Source organism: Moritella viscosa, assembly GCF_900120065.1.
GTDB classification, from domain to species: Bacteria; Pseudomonadota; Gammaproteobacteria; order Enterobacterales; family Moritellaceae; genus Moritella; species Moritella viscosa.
The window spans coordinates 1-24218 of record NZ_FPLG01000125.1; the positions used below are offsets into that span (position 1 = coordinate 1).

The following is a 24218-nucleotide window of genomic DNA, read 5'->3' on the forward strand; positions in this document are numbered from 1 at the left end:
CAAGAAATTAAAAAACTAAAACAGCAACAACAAAAAGAAAATGATGAACGCAAGAAACAACAAGAAAAAGAACTTAATGAACGAATCGAACAATTAGACCGCCAAGAAGAAATTGAAAAAACTTTAAAAAACATTCTTAAAGAAGAAGATTCATCACTAATTGAATTAACAATTAATGCTCTAATTCCTTGGGTAATTGAAAACACAGCTTCAATTAATGAAGGAAATCTAAAAGATTTGACAAAACGTTTAGGTAAAAAATCTAAAACAACTACGACAAAATCCTCAAATAAAAATTATTATTTAGTTAATACTATCACTCTAAAAGAAGAAGCATCAGATTTTTTCAAAGAGCTTTTAGCTGATGAAAATGCTGTTCTTCTTGAAGAAGATAATAATTTTGCCGTTGTTTATAATAAAGTTTATGCAGGTAAAGTTAGAGATGAAGCAAAAAAACTAAACAATATCGCTGGTGATTTATATAGAAAACATTCAAGTGCTGTAAAAGAGTTACCACCTGAACATGATGTTGATGTTTCAAAACTCAAAAAGAGTGATTTTGATACTTATACATATAAACCAGCTAAAAAGTAATTTTTGCTTCGCAATAAAAACCGCCTAATAGCGGTTTTTTCTGATTGAATATTATTTTAATGCTTTTGCCACTGCAAATTTAATTAAATAAATTTCAGGATAATCAAAGTGTAAGTGAACACATTTAAAATCTTCGTGTGAACCTATCAAATATTTACCACTTTTCAAACAACTTAACAATGCTAGTTCTAGTGTTTGTATATCATGAATCATCGGTAGTGAAGTAAAATCATTTTCAATTCTCTTACTGATTTTACGATAGCTTTTGGAATCTTCATTGGTAACAGATTCAACTAAGTAATTAGCGTGAGCATAGCTTAATTTTAATGCTTTAAGCTCTTTGTTTACCCTTCTTATTTTGTCTTTATCAGCACTAATCTCATCAAAAATAAATCTTAACGATTCACCATAAAGCCTGTTAGCGACAACCACCTTACCAATCTCATCAGTTAGTTTTTGAATCAGAGCTGGATCTGAAATAGCTTTTGAATAATTACTTATGTGGTTAGTTTGTTCAAATAACCGTTCAAAATCTCTATATACTCTTTTTGCATCTGAATTTGAAGTTTTTACTGATTCAACATTTTTCTTAGACTTAGATCTTTTATAATTTTTAATTGCCACTTTCAATTTATAATCACATTCACTCATATTGAATGTTTTTTCTATTAGTTCGTCTATGTCTATTTCTAAAATCTTTGCTAAATAGTAATTATCATACTTACTATAATAGTTGTTTATTATGTGTAACTCATCCATAACCTTTCTCTCCTTAATTAAATATACCTATATAAATATATTTATCATGAAGATATTATTTTTCAATAAGATCATATTAACAGAATGATAACCGATATTTTTTGGTACTGTATTTCCATTCTAAAAAACCAATACCTTAAAGAAAACATCAGATAACAACCTTGTTATTTTCACCTCTAATTTTATTTTACATCTAAATAAAAACATTCCTAAATAGGAATGTAAAAATAAATAATTTGATCATTTTGCTATAAATGCTATTAGATCAGTATGTTTGATAACAAAGGAGAAAAGCATGAACAAAGACAATAGGAAAAAAGAAGTATTAAAAAATTATTATATAGAAAAAACATCGAACAAGGTCTACCAAGGTCTTAAAGTTATTTTCAATATAGGTGAAAGGTTAGTTATTATTAAATCTTACCCTCACTCAATTCAAAGCCCAAAAAGCTATATGAATCAGAAAAAAGTGATTAAGGATTTGTATAGGATTTTAGATAGTGGCATAGAACAACACTTTCCTGAGTTGGAGTTAATCCAAAATGAACATCTGATCACTGTTACTGAAGAAGAAAGAATTGCTACTGAAAAGCGTGAAGAAGCTAAGAGACAAAAATTAATTTATGAACAGAAACAAGCTGAAAAGAAAGGCTTCAACGACAATCCCAGCTCAATTTTCAGATTTAAATCTAGCAAATCACTTTTCCCTAATTATGTGGAATTTAAACCCAACGATACAACTCTTAACATCATGAAAAAGTACATTCACGATGGATCTATCAATGAGCTTGAAGAACATTTTCAATTTTCAAAAGAAGAGTATTTTCGTTTAGATGTGAAAAATGGTTGTATAGTTCATTTTGAGAATCCCAATCTCAATATTGGATTCATGTATGCGATAAATCTACTGAACAGTAAAATGTATACCGTTAAGCCTATCCCGATGCCAAAACCGCTAGTCAATCTGCTTATCTCTGGTAATACAAAACATACAATCAAAGCTGCAACATCAGATCCATTGATCAGACAACAGCTTAAGAAGCTTCCGCTCAGAATATTAGAAAAAGATAGAGTTGAATTCTGTTATTTTGTTTTTAGACATATTAAAGAGATTGAAACATTCAATCCTTACTATGAGAAAGACTTAGATTTTCATATCAGGAACAAAATGTTTCGTGATAAAAATAAAGAACAAGTAACAAAATCTATAAATAGATACTTGTCTGATAATCATATGTCGATGAGTGAATTTTTTGCTGTAGATTTATCATCTCACGAAGGTATGGAACAGTTCGAGGTTTGTAGACAACAACTTGTAATGATTTTTACAATGTTAATTAGCAAATACTTCAAGCTATACATCGAAAACAGTATTGATATGGCTGAGTACACGAAGAATGATAAATCATCTAGTGATACTGAAACTGATAATCCTTCACCAGACAAAAAATCAAATGGAACAAAAATGATGAAAAATCGAATGTAGTCATAAGAACTGTTCGTGTAACTTCTCTTTTTCACATTGCAATTCTGTATTTTTGAAACGATATTTGATATTGTTGCAAAAACGGATATTGAGTGGGTTATCATGATTTCAGGTATAAACGGTGGCAACTGCATACTTAGCTCGATGGCTAAAGAGCGAGTCAAGAGTGGGATTATCGACCACGCACAAATTTTAGGTATGAAAAGCGCATATACAATCGTTTTCGATGGTTCTGAATGGAATGGTGAACCATTGGTGTTAAGTAGCTCTAGACAGCCTTATGAGGCTCGTATCTTCAAAAGCTTAGATGGAGCGTTAGCTGAATTGCTAAGAATCGGTTTAACAGAAGCGTCTATTAAGCTTACTGACAAAGCAGACTCAGAATAAGTTAATATTATAAATAATTCGGATACAAAAATGACAATCAAAGAAGAAACACTACATTCAAACATCGAGACAGTGAACAGCAAACAGCTTGCCGTCCTCAAGAAACACTTTCCTCAGTGCTTTGATAAAAATGGTAGCTTCATTCAAGAGAAGATGCTTGAAGTAGTAAATGCGAACGAAGTCGAGCTTTCAAAAGAGTCATACACATTAAATTGGCTTGGTAAGTCTTACGCTCGTCTATTGACTAATCTTCCACCTAAGACCCTAATCAATGAAGATATTGCACACAACCAATTAGAGCAGAACAAAGATAGTAAAAACCTTCTTATCAAAGGCGACAACCTTGAAGTGCTTAAGCATATGGTTAACGCATACAGTGAGAAGGTTAAGATGATCTATATCGACCCTCCATACAATACTGGTTCTGGCGACTTCGTTTATAACGATGACCGAAAATTTACTAAAGAGCAACTCGCAGAACTTGCAGGGGTAGAGCTTGATGAAGCTGAACGTATTCTGGACTTTACTGATAAAGGGTCAAGTAGTCACAGTGCTTGGCTTACCTTCATGTACCCCCGTTTATATATTGCAAAAGAACTGCTCAAGGATGATGGTGTTATCTTCATTTCGATTGATGATAATGAAGTTAGTCAATTAAGGCTTATCTGTGACGAAATCTTTGGCGAATCAAATTTTGTTTCAAATATTGTATGGCAAAAGAAGTATTCAGTCTCTAATGATGATCCCAGTATTGCAGCAATGCATGATCATATATTAGCATATAGAAAATCAGGTGACTTCAAAAGAAAACTACTCCCTAGAACTGAAAAGCAATTATCTAGATATAAAAATATTGATAATGATGCTAGAGGTGTTTGGACATCTGGAGAGTATGTCAGTAGTAAAACTAAAGAAGAACGTCCTACTCTTTGGTATTCAATTACTCACCCTTTAGATGGAAGAGAAGTTTGGCCTGATGAAAATGCAGTTTGGCGATACTCTAAAGATAAACACGAACAGATGGTTAAAGAGAACCGATTATTCTGGGGTAAAGATCTAACTTACACAAAGCCAAGGTTAAAACGATTTTTACACGAAATTCAGGACGGTACAGTTCCAAACACTTGGTGGTCTTTTGAGTCCGTTGGTCATAATGATGAGGCTCAAAAAGAAACCGCTGAACTTGTCGGGAAAAAAGTTTTCTCAACACCGAAGCCAACACGACTAATAGAAAAAATGTTAGAAATCAGTGTTGATGAAAATGACCTGATAATAGATTTTTTTGCTGGTTCAGGCTCAACTGCACATGCAGCTTTAAACTTCTCTATTTCAAATAAAAAAATCAAGTTTATAAGTATTCAACTCCCTGAAATTACAGGTATTAAGACTGAAGCTTTTAAAGTTGGTTATAAAACGATATTCGATATAACTAAAGATAGAATTACTAAAGCCGCAGAAAAAATTAGTAAAGAGAATCCAAATTATCAAGGCGATTTAGGATTTAAAATATTTGAAACTGTTGAAGATTTCAGAGTCGAAGATGATGAAAAAGAACTGTCATTGATGAACCTTACAATGTTCGATGATGTACTTCTAACAGATGAGCAATATCATACCTTACTTACTTCTTGGCGCTTGTATGATGGAAGTGAATTAACAACATCAGTTCAGGATATAGATTTAAATGGCTATAAAGCTCATCTTTGCGATAATCGCTTGTATATGATTGCTCCTGAATTTTCTAGTAATGCACTCAAAGCATTACTTCAAAAGCTCGATACAGTTAAAAAATTCTCACCTAACAAAATTGTTTTCTTTAGCAATAACTTTGATAGTGTGAAGCAGATGGAACTTAATGAAGCTCTAAAAAGTTATGCTAATAAGAAGTCTTTAGCAATTGATTTGGTAGGGCGAAACTAATGTCCAAAGGATTTACATTTGAAAAGAACTTACCACATCAAAAAGCAGGTGTAGACGCATTAATGAGTATGTTTGTCGGGGCTGAACCTCAACAATCTGAAGATCAGATTGTTCGTCTTCAAGCGAACCCTGTTCTTAGTATTACTGATCCTCAATACTATGCAAATATCAAATCAGTGCAAGAATTCAACGGCATCGAACATAAGAAAGAGCATTACAACGCTAAGAGTAATGTTATTGATATCTCGATGGAGACTGGCACAGGTAAAACTTACACTTATACTAAATCCATGTACGATCTTAACAAAGCATTTGGTATCAACAAGTTTATTGTTATCGTCCCTACATTGTCTATTAAAGCAGGTACAGTTAATTTCCTGAAAAGTGATGCATTAAAAGAGCATTTCCGTGATGATTATGAACGTGAGCTGAAAACGTATGTGGTGGAAAGCCAAAAAGGTTCTGGTAAGAAAAACTCAAAATCGTTTATGCCTCAAGCTGTTCACGATTTTGTAGAAGCGAATAATTTCAATAAAAAACACATTCACGTTTTAGTCATTAACTCAGGAATGATTAACTCAAAATCATTAGTTGATACTTATGATACGGGATTATTAGGTAACAAGTTTGATACACCTATTAATGCAATAAGTGCAGTTAAACCATTTATCATAATAGATGAACCTCATAAATTCCCTACAGCGAAGAAAACGTGGGATAACATTAGTAAACTCAATGCTCAGTTTATTATCCGTTATGGTGCTACGTTCAATGAAGAATATGAGAATTTAGTTTATCGCTTAACGGCTGTTGATGCTTTCAATAACGATTTAGTTAAAGGTATTAATGTCTATATTGAAGATGTGGTTGGTGATGATTTTGCAAATCTCAAACTCACTAAATCAACAACCAAAGAGTCAACTTTTGAGCTAAACGAAAGCGGTAACAAAACCGTGTTCAAGTTAGCTAAAGGTGATGCATTATCAAAAACTCATAGTGAAATCCACGATCTGTATATTGAATCACTTAACACAAAAATGGTTGTACTGAGTAACGGTATTGAATTGAAGGTAGGTAAGTCTATCAACCCTTACTCATACTCTAATACCCTTGAAGACAATATGGTCCGTAAAGCGATCAAAGAACACTTCAAGATTGAACGTGAGCTACTGACACAAAAACCAAGAATTAAGCCATTATCGCTTTTCTTTATTGATGATATTGAAGGTTATCGTGATGGTAACAACCTTGCTGGTAGCCTAAAAACCAAGTTCGAAGAGTGGGTTATTGCAGAAGCTAAAGAATGCTTAAAAGTTGAAACCGATGCTTTCTACAGAGAATATCTAGAAAAAACCATTAATGATGTGTCAGTTGTTCATGGTGGTTATTTCTCGAAAGATAATAGTGATAAAGATGAAAAAATTGAGAAAGAAATTAATGAAATCCTTCATGATAAAGAACTTCTTCTTTCGTTAGATAATCCAAGACGTTTTATCTTTAGTAAATGGACTCTTCGTGAAGGTTGGGATTCACCCAATGTTATGCAAATCGTTAAATTACGCTCAAGCGGTAGCACAACATCAAAACTTCAAGAAGTTGGTCGTGGTCTTCGTTTGCCAGTAAATGAGTATATGGGGCGTGTTAAAGATCGTTCATTTATGCTTAATTATTATGTCGATTTTACAGAAAAAGATTTTGTTAGTTCTCTTGTTCAAGAAGTAAATAATTCTTCATTCAAAGAGACTGTACCAAGTAAATTGACTCAAGAAATTAAAGACAAAATAACAACCGAATATCCAGACCTATCTTCATTTAAAATTATGTCTAATTTGTTGGGTAAAGGGATTATTGACGAAAACGAAAATTTACTTGGTTCTGATGCCTATTCAAAACTAAAAGCTCAATACCCTAAAGCATTCCCAACTGGTGTTAAACCGAATAAGATTAAAGTTGATAACGGTGTTAAAAAAACCTCGAAAATGCGTGTTGGTAAATTTGATGAACTAAAAGCACTTTGGGATATGATCAACCAGAAAGCGATTTTAGAATATAAAATTGCAAGTGAATCTGACTTTCTTGAACTATTTAAGAAATACCTGATTGAAGAATCAGACAAGTTCAAAAAAACAGGTGTGCAGACTCGTATTGAAACGGTATACATTCATAATGATACTGCGATGTCTAAGTCAATGTTTGGTAATGATGATGACTTTACCAAGTTCTCTACTATGACTTACAAAGAGTTTTTAAACCGTTTATCTCAAGAAGCATTTATCAAGTTATCTACACTGCATAAAGCGTTTGTGGGTGTGCAAAGCACGATTGATATTACTGATTATTTAAACATTCAGACTATCAGAAAGATAAAATCTGGATTTAGTAAATTTCTCTTATACAACTCATTTAATAAGTTCGGTTTAGGCTATAACATCATCTCAAATAGTATACACCCTACGAAATTTACTGATAATCAAGGTAAAGCCTTGGATGAAGTTATGGCAAGTGATTTAGGAGTTTATAATGAAGATTCACTTAAACCTTTAGATACATACTTGTTTGAAGATGTGTTTTACGATTCTGAACTTGAGAAATTGAATATTACTGACGGTGAAATTGAATCTGTATCAGTCTTTACTAAGATTCCAAAGAACTCAATTAAAATCCCTGTATCTGGTGGTTACTCTTACTCACCAGACTTTGCATATGTCATAAAGACAAGTAAAGGTGATTTTCTAAACTTCATCATTGAAACAAAAAATGTTGATGGTAAAGATAATTTACGCAAAGAAGAAGAAAGAAAGATCGAACATGCTAAAGTTCTATTCGCTCAGATTAGTAAAGAAGTAAAGGTCGATTTTAAAACACAGTTTGCTGATGATTTGATTTATGACTTAATTAAGCAGCATTTATAATAAAATTAAAATGTCCCTATCGCATAAGGGACATTGCCTTTTTTGGCTAAGGAGCTACAGTGCAAATAGATGTTAAAGGTAAGGTTAAAAACCTCACATTATCACCTAATGATCGTCTTGTACCTGTTTTTGAAGCTATTGTTAACTCAATTCAAGCGACAAGAAAAGATAATAAAGCTGATCTAACTGTCACAGCATTTCGTCAGGCTACACAAGAAGTTTTGCATGATGAAGACCGTAGGTTTCAGCAAATAGAGTCTTTTGAAATTGTTGATTATGGTGATGGTTTTAATCAAAAAAATTACCAATCATTCAAAACTGCGGAATCAACCCATAAATCAAACTTAGGTTGTAAAGGCGTAGGTCGTTTTACGTGGCTTAAAGCTTTTGAAACAGTAGAAGTTGAAAGTATCTATCTCGAAGGCGAATCAATGAAAAAGCTTACTTTTGGCTTTTCCGTTGATGATGTTGATTTTGAAAGTGAAAAATTTACTGATGCCGTTCAATCAGAAAAAGTAAGAACTAAGGTTTCTCTGAAAGAAATCCAAGATCCGTATCGTAGTAAATTGCCTAAAGATCTTGATAGTATTGCCTCAGAAATAATAGAACACTGTCTAATTTACTTTCTTGAAGATAAAATTAAATCATTCAAATTATTAGGTGATTGTGGTGAGTCCATTGATTTATTAGTTTTGTTTAAAACGAGCTATTCTAATGAGATAAAGCAAGAAGATTTTTCAATCGGATCAAACACGTTTAAAGCTCACTTCTTTAAAAATATTAAGATCAACAAACAAAAAAACCATAAAGTGTTTTTATGCGCTGATTCTCGGTCTGTACGAGGCTATACACTAAAAGAATATGAGGAAAATATACCTCCTATTTTTGAAGATATTGGTGGAATAAAATTTAATTACTCGATTTATGTTACTTCTTCTTATCTTGATCAGTATGTTAACCAAGAGCGAACGGGATTTAGAATCGCTGAGAAAGTAGACTTATGTGATGAAGATGAAGACTCTCCTGCAATCAACACGATTATTATAGAGTTAATGGTTTATGGAAGAACCGTATTTGAACCATTCCTAGAACCAATGTACGCAAAGCATAGAGAGATGATTGAACGATATGTTAATCACGCTGGTTATGAGTATCGCCACATCATCAAGAACCGCCCATTATGGTTAAATAAAATTCCTTTCGATTTGTCTGACGAGAAACTTGATCTTGAACTACACAAACTTAATCGAAATTATGAGATTGAGTTAAAGCAGGAAGCCCAACGCCTTAAAGACGAACTAAAGCATAGTAAAATTAAAGATTACCCTGCTTACAAAAAATCTTTGCAAAAATATACTGAAGATCTAAACGAAGTTGGAAAATCAAATCTTGCTAAGTATATTGTTCATCGAAAAGCTGTGATCGATGCTTTGGAGTTCAGCTTAGAGTTTCAAGATAATGATAAGTATGCGCTCGAAGATACTGTTCATGACATTATTATGGCAATTCGCTCTACCAGTGATGATGTGCAAGAACATAATCTTTGGCTAATTGATGAGCGTATGGCTTACCATAAGCATCTTGCATCAGATAAATCATTCAAATCTGTAACTGATATCGACTCTAAAGAACGTCCTGACTTATTAGTTTTTAATAATCCTGTTGTATACGGTGATGATAAGCGAGAAACATCTACGGCTATCATTGTCGAGTTTAAACGTCCAATGCGTGATAACTATAAAGATTCGGACAATCCTATCGATCAGGTCACTGGATATGTGCTTAAACTAAGAAAACCAGATCAGATTAAAGATGATAGAGGTAGAGAAATTCATCTAGATAAACGAATACCAATCTATTGTTACGTGATTTGTGATTTAACTTCTTCAATCCGTGAGATTCTTGAGATTAGAAATTATAAACCCCTTTTAGACAATCAAGGTTATATCTTCTATAACGACAATCTCAATACCGTCATTGAAGTTATCTCCTTTGATAAACTCCTACGTGATGCGAAAAAACGAAATTCAATTTTATTTAAAAAATTGCATTTAGAGTGATCTCACTAAAAACCATCGAAAGATGGTTTCTCACTAAGAAGATAAATCAAATCATATTTTAAGTTTAGTTGGTCTGATTTTCTTCTTGTTGTTACTCTGAATACTCGTAGATGCTTGAGTTTTGTGAGATTCAATGACTTCCTCTACAAGTTTTCTTTTATCATCAGTGAGCGATTCAGCAAGCTTCAGCAATGCCTTTTCGTTTCTTTCGATGTATTGATCATCTTTGGTGCTGAACTTGATTTCAGTGATGCCATTTTTAGTTATCATATCGACAATCTGACGATTGAACTGATCTTGGATTTTGTCTTGATAGTCGATGAAGTCAGGGTTACGGATCAGGTGAACACCACTTGCCTCTGTAAAAGTAAATTTAGTTTTATTCTTACTGAACTTCTGAACATTCTTATCAAATCGTTGAAGCTCTTTATCTAGTCTCTGTTCGATGAGCTTTTCAAGTTGTTCATCTGTTGCTTTATTTGGGTATTCGACCCTAACTTTATTACTATTAGAATCTGTTGAAAACATCAGATCTACTTGCAAATGACGTAAATGATCAAAATTATTGCATCCTTCAGGGGGAGTGATTGTTAAGACCTGCCCCTCGCCTAAAGTCCTTGCTCTTTCTAACTCCAAAGCAGCAAAGAAAGCCCCTGCTGCTTTCGGGTTTGCAATATTACATGTCGCTGTCCAAGAAGTATCTGAGGTTTGCATTACTTTCGCTATTGCTTCACCAGTATCTTTGTTAAAAAATGAAATTGAACCATCGTCATTAGGTTTTGCTTCAGTGTTATAGTAGTCAAACAAATCGTTGAAGCGTTTCTGCAAATACCATTCCTGGTCCACTGTATTCATCAAGGTCAGATCTACGTTTGTGTAGACGGTTTGACGGTAGTTTAGAGTCTTTGGCATCACTGCAAATAGTTCATTTTGATGCTTCATAATTGCTTCTTCATCAAGACCAAAGAGCAAAATTAAGCTTTTCCCTTGAAGCTCTGGATTGATGAAAGTTGAAGCTTTGTATTTAGTCAGTTTTGCGTTGTTTTCTATAATGCCGCTTTTCTTAAAGTTATTGTCTTGAACTGTGTGATACGACATATTCCCTTGTTTATTAAGGTTCACAATCAAACCTGCATTATGACAGCGAATTTCAAACTCTTTAAAAGCGTTAAGCTTCGCTATCTTCTGTTGCTCTGGTGTTATGGCTTGTTTCAAATCACGTTCTAAATCTACTTTCGTCTTTTCAATAATTGTAGTAAGAACATCTTCAATTTTATCGACTTTTTGCCCTGATTTAAGCGTCCTATCAGATTCAAATCGTTCTGTGAATTTCTTAACTGCAACTTCAAAATCTTTACCAGTAAAACTTGCGGTATTCAGTTCAACTTTTGAATCGTCTAGTTCAATTTTCATCTTGCCGAAACTGTTTGGTGTAAGGTGTATGCCTTTCTCTTTAAGTGAAGCAATGACTTCTGCGGTTGATTTATTACTGCTGAGTTCGTTATAAATATTAGATTTAATAGCGTTATAACTCTTCCTAGCCTCTTTCCAGTTTTGACCATTAGCAATACATTCAGCAAGGAACTCTCTTCTTGCAAACAGACCTTCTTTCTTCCAGTAACCAATTGCGATACCTTGATCGAGACACCATGAATATTTTTTCTCAAAGGCGATATGAACTTTTTGCTTAGTATAAGAAAAAGCCATAGGGTTGATGAATCTACCAGTAACAGAAGCTGGATCATATGGCGCAAACATAAAATGGTCGTGGGGATTTTCTTCACCAACGATATGCTCATTACTCATCTTTTCAATATCAATTGCTTTTGTTTTTCTTCCTCCAATGCCACGCTGTTTTTTCGTTTCATTCATATACATAGCGATAATGTCAGCACTCATATACGTGTTGATTGCACTCATCTTTTCTTCTTCTGTATCAAGACCTTTTAAGATCTCGACTAGCTCTTTGTCAATCTTGCATTTGTTATCTTCATTCTCTAATACACCATTCTTCAAATTGTCATTTATGCGCTGGCGTTCATGCATTTGATAAGTGCAATTTCCTTTAAGATAGTGAAGACCGTCTTCACCTGTGGTTGTATGGCACTCATTTTTATAGTCTAAACAGCTACTTTTTTTGCTGTGCTTAACATAAGTTTCGACAATGTACTGATGATTATCTTCGCAATACTTTTGAACAACCTGTTCAATCTCATCATATGCCATATCTTCACCGAAGTTTTTTAGATAACCCCCTAGATCAGACATATGCTTATTACCTTTGAATAATAAGTTGAACCTGTCTTTTGCAATCTCTCTTTTGTTTTTTACTGAAATAACATACATAACGTGATGTTTGAAGTTATCGACTGTGAATGCAACTTTCGTCATTTTAAAAATCATTATAAATATCCTTATTTATATATCTCCCTTGATATATTATATTTATCATGGATATTATTTTAATCAATCACCTTAAAGAAATTACAAACAGAACATTTAAAAACATTAGCATTACAACATTTATTATTGAACTTTAATTGTGGTTGTAAATTATTTTTAATGTATATTTTACAAATAAATCCCTAACGGTATAAATATAATAAGGGGAAAAGAAGAATAGAATAAAAACAAGACGGTTAAAGATTAAGTTGAGAGGTGCTATGAACATCAAGATTGAAACATTGCTGAGTAATCAAAAAGCTTCACTCCTAACAGGTGAAGCTTCTTGTCGTTCACCAAAAGGATTTATTCAGCATCATCGAAAATCCATTGATGATTCAGATTCTAAATTCACAATAAAAAGCTTTGTAAGCCAATATGAGCGTGAATTAGATGAATTACTGGCACATTATGACGTTGTAGTTTATGACAGTTCAAAACCGATTACAGAGCTTGAAATCATCACTGATGAAGGTGTTTTACCTTTTGATGAAGTTCAAGAATCAACTTCAAAGAAAATCTTAGAACAGCTTAACATTCCTTATGTTGAGCGATCACTTGAACTCAACGGCCATCGAGAAGATTTTATCGCCTTTGTCGATAAAGGAAATGTTCTGTATAAATCTAATATTGATAGAATCTGCTATGAATATAACGATTACAAAACTTCACTCAGTAATAATTATCTTAATACATTCAGTTATTTTGATGTGATTGAAGATATTTTTGAACCATACAATAAGACGTTCATTGATCAAAATAGTGAGATTTACACACTCATTTTTGAGCATTACTCTGATACTCTCCCTGCTTCTGATATGTACTTTATTCGTGATGAATGTGTTTATAATAACCAGTTAGAATCTGTTTATGACTTTCAATTTTATATTGAAGGACACGATTTTTCATTAGCTGATTATGTTAGAGGTGATGCAAGAATCAAGGTTGCTCCTGCTTACATTCCTCATGATCTTGGCGTGAGATATATTAGTCTTTCAGAACTAGGTACAGAGTTAAAATCTACGTTCAAAACTGCAAGCCTAAAACAAGAATTTACGGTTACGACTGACCTAGAAAATGAATATATTTTTACTGTTGATAATGACTGTGTTTTTGAATCTGCTGTTGATAATGCTTACTATCAAAAAGAACCTAAAGACCGTGATGAAGACTTTTCTGAACAGCTAAAAGACTTCATACTGAAGAAAAAAAAGTATGATGATTATAATACTGACGTGAGAATCAAAGCAGATATAAGTCAATACCAACCAGAAATTATAAGGTTCGAGCGAATATCTAAAAGTATAAATTAGAAATACCGAACGATAAAAAACAACAATTTCTGATGTTACGAAATAAACATTGTTAAGCATTGATTATAAACGTAGTTATCTTTTTTTATGGTGTTATCATAAGCATAGCCTTCAACTGTTCCACTATAGTGGAGCAGTTGAAGGGCATATATTGACAAAATGCCTATACAGTAACAACAGATTTTCACGAGGAAACTATTTAGTTTCTTCCAATCTTACATTTGAAAACAACATCCTATTGATAATAAATCATTACAGTGAATCATTAATGAAATTAGCTTACCTTCATATCCAAAATCATAAAGCACTAGAAGATATTGATATACCAATCAATAGCTCACATAAATGTAACTATTCGGATGGCAAATTAACCCTACAGTTTTCTTCAGTTGAACTAGATTACTATCAAGGGTTGGACTGTAGTGCCATAATTGGGAAAAATGGTGTAGGTAAAAGCACTATTCTTGATTTTTTAGAAGTAGCTTATGAAGGCACTGATTCTAGCGGTATTATCGTATGGTTCGACAGTAAAACAAAAAAATATCATATCTGCACTATCAATTTATATATTGATGAAAATTCTGTTGTAAGCAGTCAAGATTATACATTTGAAACAGACTTATCCAAACTCGCTAAACGCCATAAAATTAAACTTATCAAAGCAAATAATTTAACGGGCGTGGAAACGAATGATTTTTCAAACAAGAGAAAGTCTAATTCATTTATATACGATATGTCCTTATCACAATACGTGAAAGGAAGTAAAAAAGTTGTCTCTCAACGGACAAACCGATTGATTCGATACTTCAATACAAGTGAATCGTTCAATAAATTAGAGCAACCTAAAGTCAAATTTACTTTTCAATTCAACACTTCTTCTACCGCTTATCTGAAATCATTATTGAATAATAAAAATTTTGTATCCAAACATATAAAGTCAGAAGAACATTTGAAATTACTAAAACATCAACTTAATGACCATTTAAGTGGCGTGTATTTGAGTGAATATCAAAACATAGGCTCTCAACTATTAAGAGCAAACCTTTTATCAATATGTAATTATTTATCCAAACTTACCATTATTAGAAAAAGCCATAGAGATGAAATTTTCATTAAATTTCTAGTTGCATTTATAAGCAGAGGTTTTAATGAAAGCGATATAGCGAACATATTATCAGAAGTAAGGCGAGATTCGAGTAAATCAGACATTGACAGTGCCGATAGTATAGTAAAATTAGATGCTCCTATCATCCTTCTAAAGTACCAAGAAGTGCTAGGTATTCTTGGAAAAATTTCACATGTAATAGATGTATTCATTGATGAGTTCCAGATAAATAAAAATAATAATTTATCAACATTTAATGCTGATTTAATAATTGAATTGACAAACTGTATTTCTAATCTCCCTCCACTTTTGTTAAATAATTTTCCATATGGTTGGAACGGTTTTAGTACAGGTGAGTTTGCCAAATTAAATATATTTTCCGAACTATATAATTACATACATGATCAAAAAAACCAGTCCATTTCTAGTCATCTAATTATCATGGACGAAGTGGATTTATATCTACATCCAGACTGGCAGAGAACCTTTTTTTCCGAATTACTTGAATTTACTAAAATTGAGTTTCCAAACGATACTGTTCAGATCATTTTGAGCACACACTCACCTATAATAATAAGTGATTTTCTACCAGAAGATATCGTTTCTCTTGATAGGAATAATGGTAAAACTAAAGTTGTAGAGTCTTTTGGATTTGCTTCTCATATTACAGACCTATATGTAGAAGGTATGCATCTTAGCTCAACATTTGGTGAACACTCAAAAAATGCTATTAATCAGTTATTAACTCGATCTAATATCCAAATGCTCACGAATCAGGACATTGCTTTAGTAAAAAAAATAAAAAGCAAAAACATACAGCAGATGATATTAGGCTCATATGATAAAAATTAATTTACTTCACAGCGATAATTTTTTAGCTAGTTATGAAGAGTATGTAGTAACAGAAAGGTTGATACCTTCATTTTCAGGGATACTCTTAACTGCATCAGAAGTAGAGCGAGAGCGTATACTTGAAATATTCACTGACGAGTTTATAAAAAATTTAATTTTGTGTAATGCCGATGAATTAGATGGAAAAATAACAACTATTTACGACCATTTACACGAGTTATCCGAAAGATATTGTCTTGAATATTACCTGAAAGATCTTAATCTAGACTCATCGGTTACATCAATGCCGATTAGAAAAAATATAGATAAGGAACGAATAAGAGCCATTCATGAAAGAGTTCTTACTGATCTTCAATTACTATCAGATGAACGTCAATCTATACTCTTCCCTTCAATAATTGATGAGATGCAGGGTACAACTGTAGCCTCTGAAATTAAAACACAATTAACCTTATTAACCTCAATGAAACAAGGCAATCATATATTGAGCGAGGATATTCAATTACAATATTCAGACTGGGTAAAAGAGTTTCCTAATATATTTAATTATAATGCAATGTCGCAACGTTTTGGCCGAGAGATCACTAATAGTATGAACTTGGATGTATGCCCATATTGTAACAACGAGGACATAGAGACTATTAACGAAGAAGGGGCTGAAACAAGACCTGATTTAGATCACTACTATCCAAGATCAAAATTTCCATTTCTTGCAATAACTCTTTCTAATCTTATTCCAGCAGGAGGTAGGTGTAATCAAAAGTATAAAAAAGCCAAGTCTATGTTGGGCTATGTTCACCCGTATATAGATGGCATCGACCAAAGCACACTTTTTAATTTCAACTATATGTTTGATGAAGGTCGCAATATTGATGCTATAGATATAACTGTAAATAACCAAAACAATGATTTGGATAAAAACTTAAATCTATTTAGAGTTCAAGCCACTCATAATAAAAATAATGTTAAGAATTGGTTTTTAAAACTAGAAGAGCGCTACCAACTATTAGCTAACTCCAATCCAGAGTGTCTCAATGAAACATTAGATGATGATAATTTAATTAGGGTTCGTTTAGACGTGGATATTCAACAGTCACCAACGAAAGAACAATATCAAAAACTAAAAATTGATGCTCTTAATTTTTTATCAGATCGAAATTATGAAATAGCTGATTGAATAATTAAAAAGAGCTTGTAAATAATTTTGTGTAACTCACTATCTTTAACTTCTCCATTTTCATCAGAGTTAGTTAAAAAATAAAAGAGTGGTATTTGTCATAATTCCACTTCTTCATATTATTCCCGAACAAAAAAATATACCGATTATAACTCATTACAGTATTAAAAATAAACACTGTTAAGCATTGATTATAAACATAGTTATCGTGTTAGATTGTATTGTATAAACTTATTAATACTCTATGAATAATTTAAGGGGTTCTTTTGTCAAAAAGTAAAATGTCAAAGTTTGTTAATTACGTTGAAAATGAATTAGGTAATGAAAAATGGATTCCTCTATTTAGAAATCTTGATTCTGATGATAAAACGGTTGATGGTTCACAATACTCTTGTTTAGCCCCTCTTGATGGTCAATACATTTATATGAACTCTTACGGGTGGGATTTATCTCATGGTGATGGTTGCCCTTCAATCGTATTGTGTGGTGGTGATGTAAGTTATGAAGAGCATACATCGAAGTTTTTACCTTTGATATATGTCCGAGACTTTATAGGAAGAAACGAAAAATGTTATGAAATTCTTCAAGAATTAGTGATGTACTTAGCTCTGTACAACGACACTAAAAACTCTAAATATGTTGTTGATGATGGTAATGGAAAACAGATTGAAGTAATACGATACTCTGAAACTGAGATCACAATTAGACCCTCATTTCTAAAAGCTTTTATGGCTGCAAAACAAATGCACTTACTTTTGTTTTTTGAGAGCACTTTTCATTTCAATGAAAACTTTGATAAAGAAGAGATCATTAAAAAAGACCATATTAGATATGATAAATATTCTGATAGTTCGTATGTTAAAGGTTATCAAAACTTTACAAGAGTAGTAGGTAAGAAGCTCTTTAAGTGCCAAGAACTAACAGAATCAAATGCATCTCCATTTAGTTTAGAAGAAGAGTATGAGAGTTTTATCATTGAAGGTGATGAGCACGATTCAACATCTCATTCGTGTAATCCATCTCTTCTAGCTAATAATTTTGGTGGTAATCCCGATGCTCCGCACTTTTTAACCCAAGTATTTTTTAGTAAAGATGTTCTTCAAAAATACTATAATGCTTCAACAGAATATGAAATTTCAGATAGTACGATTTATAAAAAAGGTTATTGGCATTTGAGAATTGACAATAATTCAAAAGATTATATCTGTGTTTTCTTAGGTGATTTAGGTAAATGTATCCCCAATTCAGAACAAAAATACTGGAAGAGTTTTAATATCGGTGCAGACGATAAAGAAATGAGTAAAACATACTTTGAGCGTAGTATGTTAGGACAATGGTCTAACCCACAAAGCCCCGACTTAATCTTTAAAGGCGTATTTGAAAGATTTCAAAATAATTGGTTTGAAAAATTCGGTTGGTATTTATTCTTACCCTTAAATGATACAGATAATCATTGTTTTAATACATTACATTGCTTAACCAAAAATGAACAATCTGAATTTGATTCACAAGTTTTATCACTTGTTAAAATCACAATCGACTCGATAAATGTAAAAAGTATAAAATCAGTTATGCCTAGTGATGAAAATGGTTCTATAAAACTCTTTACTGCATTTATAAAATCAAAAGAGATAGATTTTGATGCTGCTAGTTTCTTGGGAGGGCTTCAAGGAGTGCGTTCTTCGGGAGTCGCACATAGACGAGGTAAAACGTATGAAAAGACAATTAACCGACTTGAGATTGACGATAACGACCTAATAACCGCATTCGATAAGATTTTAGAACAAATGACAGAACTTATTAATACTCTTAAAAAAATATTAGAATAATAATTAATTTTAGATGTTCAAGAGCTTAAATTTAATAAATGCTTCGCAAAAAAAGAACCTCATTTGAGGTTCTTTTTCATTGTCTGAAATAGTGTTTATATATTCGAACTTATAAAAAACTACTCTGATATTCATAAAAACTTAATCCTGTTTCTAATACATCATTAATTATTTTACTACGATATTCAGGTTCATAAATCTCAAAACAAAACCCTTCAATTTCTGGTTTCAATTCGTGGTTGTAATCAAACTCAATATTACGAGAAACCATTACAGCCACTTCATTCAAAGCTTGCTCAACTGCATTATCAGCAGTTAAATGCTCTCGATAGATACGTTCACTAAAAATCTTTTCAATGATCAACAGCTCTAAATCTTCAACTTTTATTTCAGATAAAACATTGTTGTTAATTTTAAGATATTGATTCATATCTAAAGCACAATTGTTCTTTTCAAGATTATAAACGTTGAGTAGTGATTTAAGTAATTCAGTCTTATAGAGTTTATCTACAGCTATCGCCCTGAACGCTTCTAAAGACTCAGTAATTAAGAAAAAATCATCTTGGCTATGTTCTACCTTTTCATCAATTACACGCTCAAAATCACGCTTGTTTGTTAATATTCTATATATTCTCATAAGTTCTCCTTTAGGCTGCTTGGTCCAGGTTCATCATATAAATACCTTTAGATTTTTCAGCTTCAGAGCGATTATTATTAACCATAAATACACAAGTTGGAATACTTGTTTCATCAAATATTTTAGGCGGTAAAGCAATCACAGCATCTAATATTTTTTGGAGTCTCATTGATTTTCTAAATTTCCGTGTAGAATCCTTAAATTGAACACCTCTAGGTAAAATTAAAAATGCTTTACCATCATCAGTAAGTAGATCAATCGCTGATAGAATAAAAGCATATTCACAATCACCTTTGTTCGGAACACCATCTTTAAAACGACTTTGTGAACTATTCTTTTTCGCATATTCAAAGCCATAATCTTTTAGCCCGAATGGAGGGTTTAACATTAAGTTATTTTTCCTTGCTTTACTCATTGACTCAAAGTTTTGAACTGATTCTTCTGATTTAAAAATCACTTTCAAAGGTTTTTCCCAGTCTGAAATAACGTTGTTTTGAGTAACTAAAAGATCAAGTTTAAACACCATCGAACAGTGTAATAACCAATTTATGTAAATCTGGATAGTTGAGATTTTACTAATTTCATTATCTAAATCATTCAAGTGAATCTTAACCTCAATTCCAAAACTAGAAGGGCAGATTCTATTTTCAGCAATGAACATATCTTGATAAGTTTTATGTAAAGTAACTAATCCCATAATTCCAGTGCCACAGCTAAAATCTAACATTTCAGGATTCATTCTTTTATCGGGTTGGCTCATTCTATTTAAACATTGAGCCAGTTCAAACGGAGTCATATATTGCCCACGTTTCGCATCAAAACGCCCTATTTCAACACAGACATCAGCTAGAATATCGTAGAACGGATATTTAGAAACAAGTTCAAAATACGTTGAGTATTTCATTCTGTCTATATTATCTGATTTAATCATTTGATATAAATCTTCTAAAAAATCAGAAAATGCTCTTTGAAGGTTAACGCCTTTTTTATCTGCGTCTTTTTGTAATTCATTTAGTAAATCTTTAATCATAATATTCTCCTTTTTTATGCAGCGTTTGTGTTAAGTGGTAATTCTTTAAATCGATCAGTAATTTCTAATAAAGTCATTAAGCTATTTTTATGCTTTTGATGTTCAAAATAGCCTTTAACATACTGTTCAGAAATCATGTGTGGATTAGGAAAAAAAATTAGGTTTTCAGCTCTGTTATAATCGGTAAGTGTGTTCCCACAATAGGCAGTTAAACTTACTATCTTCGCCTTTTTCTTGTTCTTCTTTTTGTTGTGAATTGCTAGATTGAATCGAATCTGTATAACTGCAATTTTTACCATCGCTTCATCAATATCATTAATCACAACATTGATTATTTTAGCTTTACTATTAATCGTTACGTTTAGTAGTTCAAGAATTAATGAGCCAGTTCCGCAACCACATACATCACTAATATTTAATTCTTTTTTATTACTCATATTTTCAACTAAATACTTGCCTTGAATCTTCCCTTGTAATGAAGAAATATCAGGTGGAGACATACATTGACCAAGCATTTTTTTATCGAAACTAAAAACATCAATCATTACTTCACCAAGCACATCGCAAAAAGGATTTTGAGTTATTAGTTCTTCTAGTAATTCTGTAAATTTAAAATGCTCTTTTTCAAGATAACTAAAATCCCGATGATAAGTAGTTGTGCAAGTTAATTGATAAGTCATAGACATAAATGTATTAAAAATTACATCTGGTTTTACTCGTTGTTTTTTACTTGTTTCAATAATATGTTTAATTAGTTTTTTCATGTTTTTTCTCTCTATTAAGTTATGTAACGTCCTGTTACAGTTAGGTCTTCCCCTCTTTTTAAATCTTTATGCTGCTTGTTTAAGTTCTTCATAAACTGGCTGTAGTCGCTTCTGTGCAATTTCAAAATACTGTTCATCAATTTCTACGCCTATCGCATTTCTACCTAGATTTTGAGCTGAAACTAATGTACTCCCCGTTCCTAAAAATGGGTCGAAAACCACATCACCTTGTTTGGAGCTATTTCTGATTAAAATCTCTAATAGCTCTACGGGTTTTTCCGTTGGGTGGGTTTTAGACCCAATGATGTTATTCACCTCAAGAACATTTTTTGTACCCATGTTTGCTATGTTCTTTGCTTTACCTTTTCGGCACATAACAATGAACTCGCAGTTTTTCATGTAGTATTTGTTCGGTGTTGCATTGTTCTTTTTCCATACCAAAACATTCTGAAGCTTGAAACCTGCTTTGATCGCTTCTGTCATTAGCTCATTTAAGTTTCTATCGTTCACCATAAAATAGGCGTGAGTTTGATTTTTCAAAACACGATAAACTTCAGGTATCCAATCGCTAAACTTGATTGTGTTATGCTTAAACAAAGAACCACTTCTGATAAAATCGACATTCGATTTGTTAATCCATTTCGATTTAAGATCATTTGCTGCAATGCCTCGATTAAGCATCCCTGAAGGATTTTTGGAAGTATCTCCATTCACTTTGCAACCACCAGTAGCGATCTTGTATGGTGGATCTGTAACTACCAAATCAACACTTTCATCATTCATACTTTTCATTACTGCTAAAACATCTTCGTTATAGATTTTTAATGCTTCATTACCTGCTTTTGAAGTTTCACGTTTAGAATTAATTTTATTATTGCTCATTGATATTTCTCCTATAGTTTTTTCATTGATTGAACCTTTTTCGTTGTCGTAATAAATCGAATATGATTTATCACTGATTGAATGTTCTGAAACATCCTTTTGTAGATATGTTTCAACTTTCTCTTGTATAGTCTGACTTTCTACCAATCGAATATCACTTTTACGTGCAATGATGAATAACTCATAAAGTTCAGCATCGTGATTTTCACGTTCGATTGAACTGCCATTTTTTAACGCTGTTTGACTTTGTTTATTTTTACGATGGTTGGTGTAATACACTTTGAAAGTGTTCATATCACATCCGCCTAGACGAAATACTTCTTCAAAATCTCTAGGTGTTAGCAAACCTTGTGTTGAATAAGAGAAGCAAACCAGATTTGATTTAGAGCGTTTAACCAGCTCAACAAACTGAGGCATAACTACATCTTTTTTATTCTTTTCAATCGCACATTTTGCCGCTTTTGTTGACAGTGGTCGATTAGCCTTACCAAAAAGTTCAGGTCGATTATTCAGAACAATAGTGTTATTCAAGTGGTAGTAGGCTGAGTAGCAAAACCCTGCTCCTTTTTTATTGTTTGAGCCATAAGGAGGATCGAAATAGGCAATATCACTAGATACATCATCGAGAACATCAAAAATATCACCACACAGATTTTTATGATTACGCTTGTTAGGTTCAAAGTCAGGTACTAGAAGAACCAAGTCTTTTAGAGCTTTATCTGCCCAGTTTCTTAAATAACTGTTTTGGTGTCCGACTGTATTAGCAACAAGGTTTGAAGCTCTAAGAAGAGAAGTTAGTAAGACGTTTTTCTCATCTTGGACTATCTCGCCATACTCAAGCATTTCATCAATGCGAGTGCGGATCATATCTATCTTTTTAGCATTTTTGGTTAACCAGATTTTTCTAGAACCATCTAATGCAACGGCTGAACCATCCAGAAAATCTTGAGAGTATGTTTGTGTAAACCAACCATCAGTCTTGTAGAAATACAGATCTGATAGGTTATTCAATTCATCTATAAGCGATTGAATGCGCTTTACGTCAGCACTTGAACTTAAGTAAGTGTCATTGATTACCTTTGTAAAAACCTGTTTATCATTAGTAATAACGTCAAACTTATTTTTGAAGTGATACGCTACCTGACCACTCCCAGAAAAAGCATCAAAGAATGTCTTTATTTGTTTGTCATTGTTAGCATCTAGATAGTGTTCTAACGAATCATCTAGAAATGATAATAGTTTTGCTTTACTGCCTTGGTACGGTACTGATTTAAAATTATTTGTTGTTTTCATAATATTTCTCCAATTGTTGTTGTTTTTTGGGCGCAAAAATCCCTATGACAATTCATTAAAAATTGTCGATTATTTTATTTATTTTCTGGGATAAGTTCTAAATCGTCAGTTTTCGATTTGAAACTTTTGCCAATTACTCTTTTCTTCTGCAACGCTCTGATTTATGTAGTTCACTAAATTATTTAAATGAACGACAACAGGAGACTTTTGCGAATCACCGATTTTGAAACAAGGAAAAGGCAAATAATGCGTTTTAGCTCGGTTCAAAACAGTTCTTCTTGAAAGATTCAAGTAAGGCTCTGCGATTTCATCAATAGGTATTAAAACCCTATGATTGAATTGTTGGAGTAATATTTGATGAGTCAAAGTAATACTATTTTCTTTATCTATATTTTCCTTCTTAACATGTTTCATATAATAACCTCTCGTATATTTAAGTTTGTTTTATCTCATACATTTCGTCCTGAACTTTTAAGATGCATATATGTTATATCAACAAAAAACACCAGTCAATAGACTTTGATTCACGATTTTTAAAAGAAGTCAATGTTTTTTCTTTCATTTTTAAAAGAAGTACCTTCAGGCCAGTAATGCCGGGGCTTTAAGCGTTTTTTTCTTTATTATTCCATTAAAAAGAAATTTAAATTTTTTTAAAAAAAGTTTTAAAAACATATTATTTTGCTTGGTTTTTTATTTAAATAATAAAAAAACCAACCGTTTCATAAAGATCTTCTTTTATTATTCTTTTAAAATTAAAAAAATATGGTACGAAATCC

At 32.3% G+C, this 24218-nt stretch carries 17 protein-coding genes; 10 read left to right on the top strand and 7 right to left on the bottom strand.

The genetic code is table 11. The features are described 5' to 3' along the window. A partial coding sequence (locus BT797_RS23920) for a hypothetical protein (protein ID WP_175545661.1) occupies positions 1–594 on the top strand: 594 nt, incomplete at its 5' end. Positions 595–645: 51 nt separating this feature from the next. Here the strand turns inward: BT797_RS23920 and BT797_RS20450 are convergent. Further along, entirely contained in the window at positions 646–1353 is a 708-nt protein-coding gene (locus BT797_RS20450) for a hypothetical protein (protein WP_075473297.1), read from the bottom strand. A 295-nt stretch (positions 1354–1648) separates the two neighbouring features. Here BT797_RS20450 and BT797_RS20455 point away from each other — a divergent pair, with 295 nt between their 5' ends. The 5 genes from BT797_RS20455 (at position 1649) to BT797_RS20475 (ending at position 10118) form a co-directional block, all read left to right on the top strand. Beyond that, positions 1649–2839: a hypothetical protein gene (locus BT797_RS20455; protein WP_075473298.1), complete on the top strand. Its 1191-nt coding sequence runs from the start codon at positions 1649–1651 to the stop codon at positions 2837–2839. Between the two features lie 102 nt (positions 2840–2941). Further along, positions 2942–3226 carry a hypothetical protein gene (locus BT797_RS20460; RefSeq protein WP_211705584.1) on the top strand — a complete coding sequence of 95 codons (285 nt, stop codon included), beginning with the start codon at positions 2942–2944 and terminating at the stop codon, positions 3224–3226. 30 nt (positions 3227–3256) lie between these two features. Next, positions 3257–5146: a site-specific DNA-methyltransferase gene (locus BT797_RS20465; protein WP_075473299.1), complete on the top strand. Its 1890-nt coding sequence runs from the start codon at positions 3257–3259 to the stop codon at positions 5144–5146. Then, on the top strand, positions 5146–8058 hold the full coding sequence (locus BT797_RS20470) for a type III restriction-modification system endonuclease (RefSeq protein WP_075473300.1): 2913 nt from the start codon (positions 5146–5148) through the stop codon (positions 8056–8058). Before BT797_RS20465 ends, BT797_RS20470 begins: the two co-directional genes overlap by 1 nt. Positions 8059–8117: 59 nt before the next feature. After that, entirely contained in the window at positions 8118–10118 is a 2001-nt protein-coding gene (locus BT797_RS20475) for a Shedu immune nuclease family protein (protein WP_075473301.1), read from the top strand. Positions 10119–10169: 51 nt separating this feature from the next. On the opposite strand, the gene BT797_RS20480 is transcribed toward BT797_RS20475, so the two are convergent. Next, entirely contained in the window at positions 10170–12521 is a 2352-nt protein-coding gene (locus BT797_RS20480) for a hypothetical protein (protein ID WP_075473302.1), read from the bottom strand. 260 nt (positions 12522–12781) lie between these two features. Between BT797_RS20480 and BT797_RS20485 the strand changes: the two genes are divergently transcribed. From BT797_RS20485 to BT797_RS20500, 4 genes are all read left to right on the top strand, one after another. Then, on the top strand, positions 12782–13873 hold the full coding sequence (locus BT797_RS20485) for a hypothetical protein (protein WP_075473303.1): 1092 nt from the start codon (positions 12782–12784) through the stop codon (positions 13871–13873). A 268-nt stretch (positions 13874–14141) separates the two neighbouring features. Next, positions 14142–15830: an AAA family ATPase gene (locus BT797_RS20490; protein ID WP_075473304.1), complete on the top strand. Its 1689-nt coding sequence runs from the start codon at positions 14142–14144 to the stop codon at positions 15828–15830. Then, positions 15817–17007 (top strand): hypothetical protein, encoded by a 1191-nt coding sequence (locus BT797_RS20495; protein WP_075473305.1) that lies wholly within the window; start codon positions 15817–15819, stop codon positions 17005–17007. The genes BT797_RS20490 and BT797_RS20495 overlap by 14 nt, the downstream gene beginning before the upstream one ends. Positions 17008–17273: 266 nt before the next feature. After that, positions 17274–18836, top strand: a complete 1563-nt coding sequence (locus BT797_RS20500; protein ID WP_075473306.1) for a hypothetical protein — start codon at positions 17274–17276, stop codon at positions 18834–18836. A 109-nt stretch (positions 18837–18945) separates the two neighbouring features. Here the strand turns inward: BT797_RS20500 and BT797_RS20505 are convergent, their stop codons facing one another. The 5 genes from BT797_RS20505 to BT797_RS20525 form a co-directional block, all read right to left on the bottom strand. After that, entirely contained in the window at positions 18946–19473 is a 528-nt protein-coding gene (locus BT797_RS20505) for a hypothetical protein (protein WP_075473307.1), read from the bottom strand. Between the two features lie 10 nt (positions 19474–19483). Continuing rightward, entirely contained in the window at positions 19484–20503 is a 1020-nt protein-coding gene (locus tag BT797_RS20510) for an HsdM family class I SAM-dependent methyltransferase (protein ID WP_075473308.1), read from the bottom strand. A 14-nt stretch (positions 20504–20517) separates the two neighbouring features. Continuing rightward, the gene (locus tag BT797_RS20515; RefSeq protein ID WP_075473309.1) at positions 20518–21267 is read right to left on the bottom strand and encodes a hypothetical protein; all 750 of its coding nucleotides are present in this window, start codon (positions 21265–21267) and stop codon (positions 20518–20520) included. Positions 21268–21333: 66 nt separating this feature from the next. Beyond that, positions 21334–23442, bottom strand: coding sequence for a DNA methyltransferase (locus tag BT797_RS23500; protein ID WP_082293749.1), 2109 nt, complete (start codon positions 23440–23442; stop codon positions 21334–21336). 105 nt (positions 23443–23547) lie between these two features. Then, the gene (locus tag BT797_RS20525; RefSeq protein ID WP_082293750.1) at positions 23548–23856 is read right to left on the bottom strand and encodes a pyocin activator PrtN family protein; all 309 of its coding nucleotides are present in this window, start codon (positions 23854–23856) and stop codon (positions 23548–23550) included. Between the last annotated feature and the right edge of the window lie 362 nt (positions 23857–24218).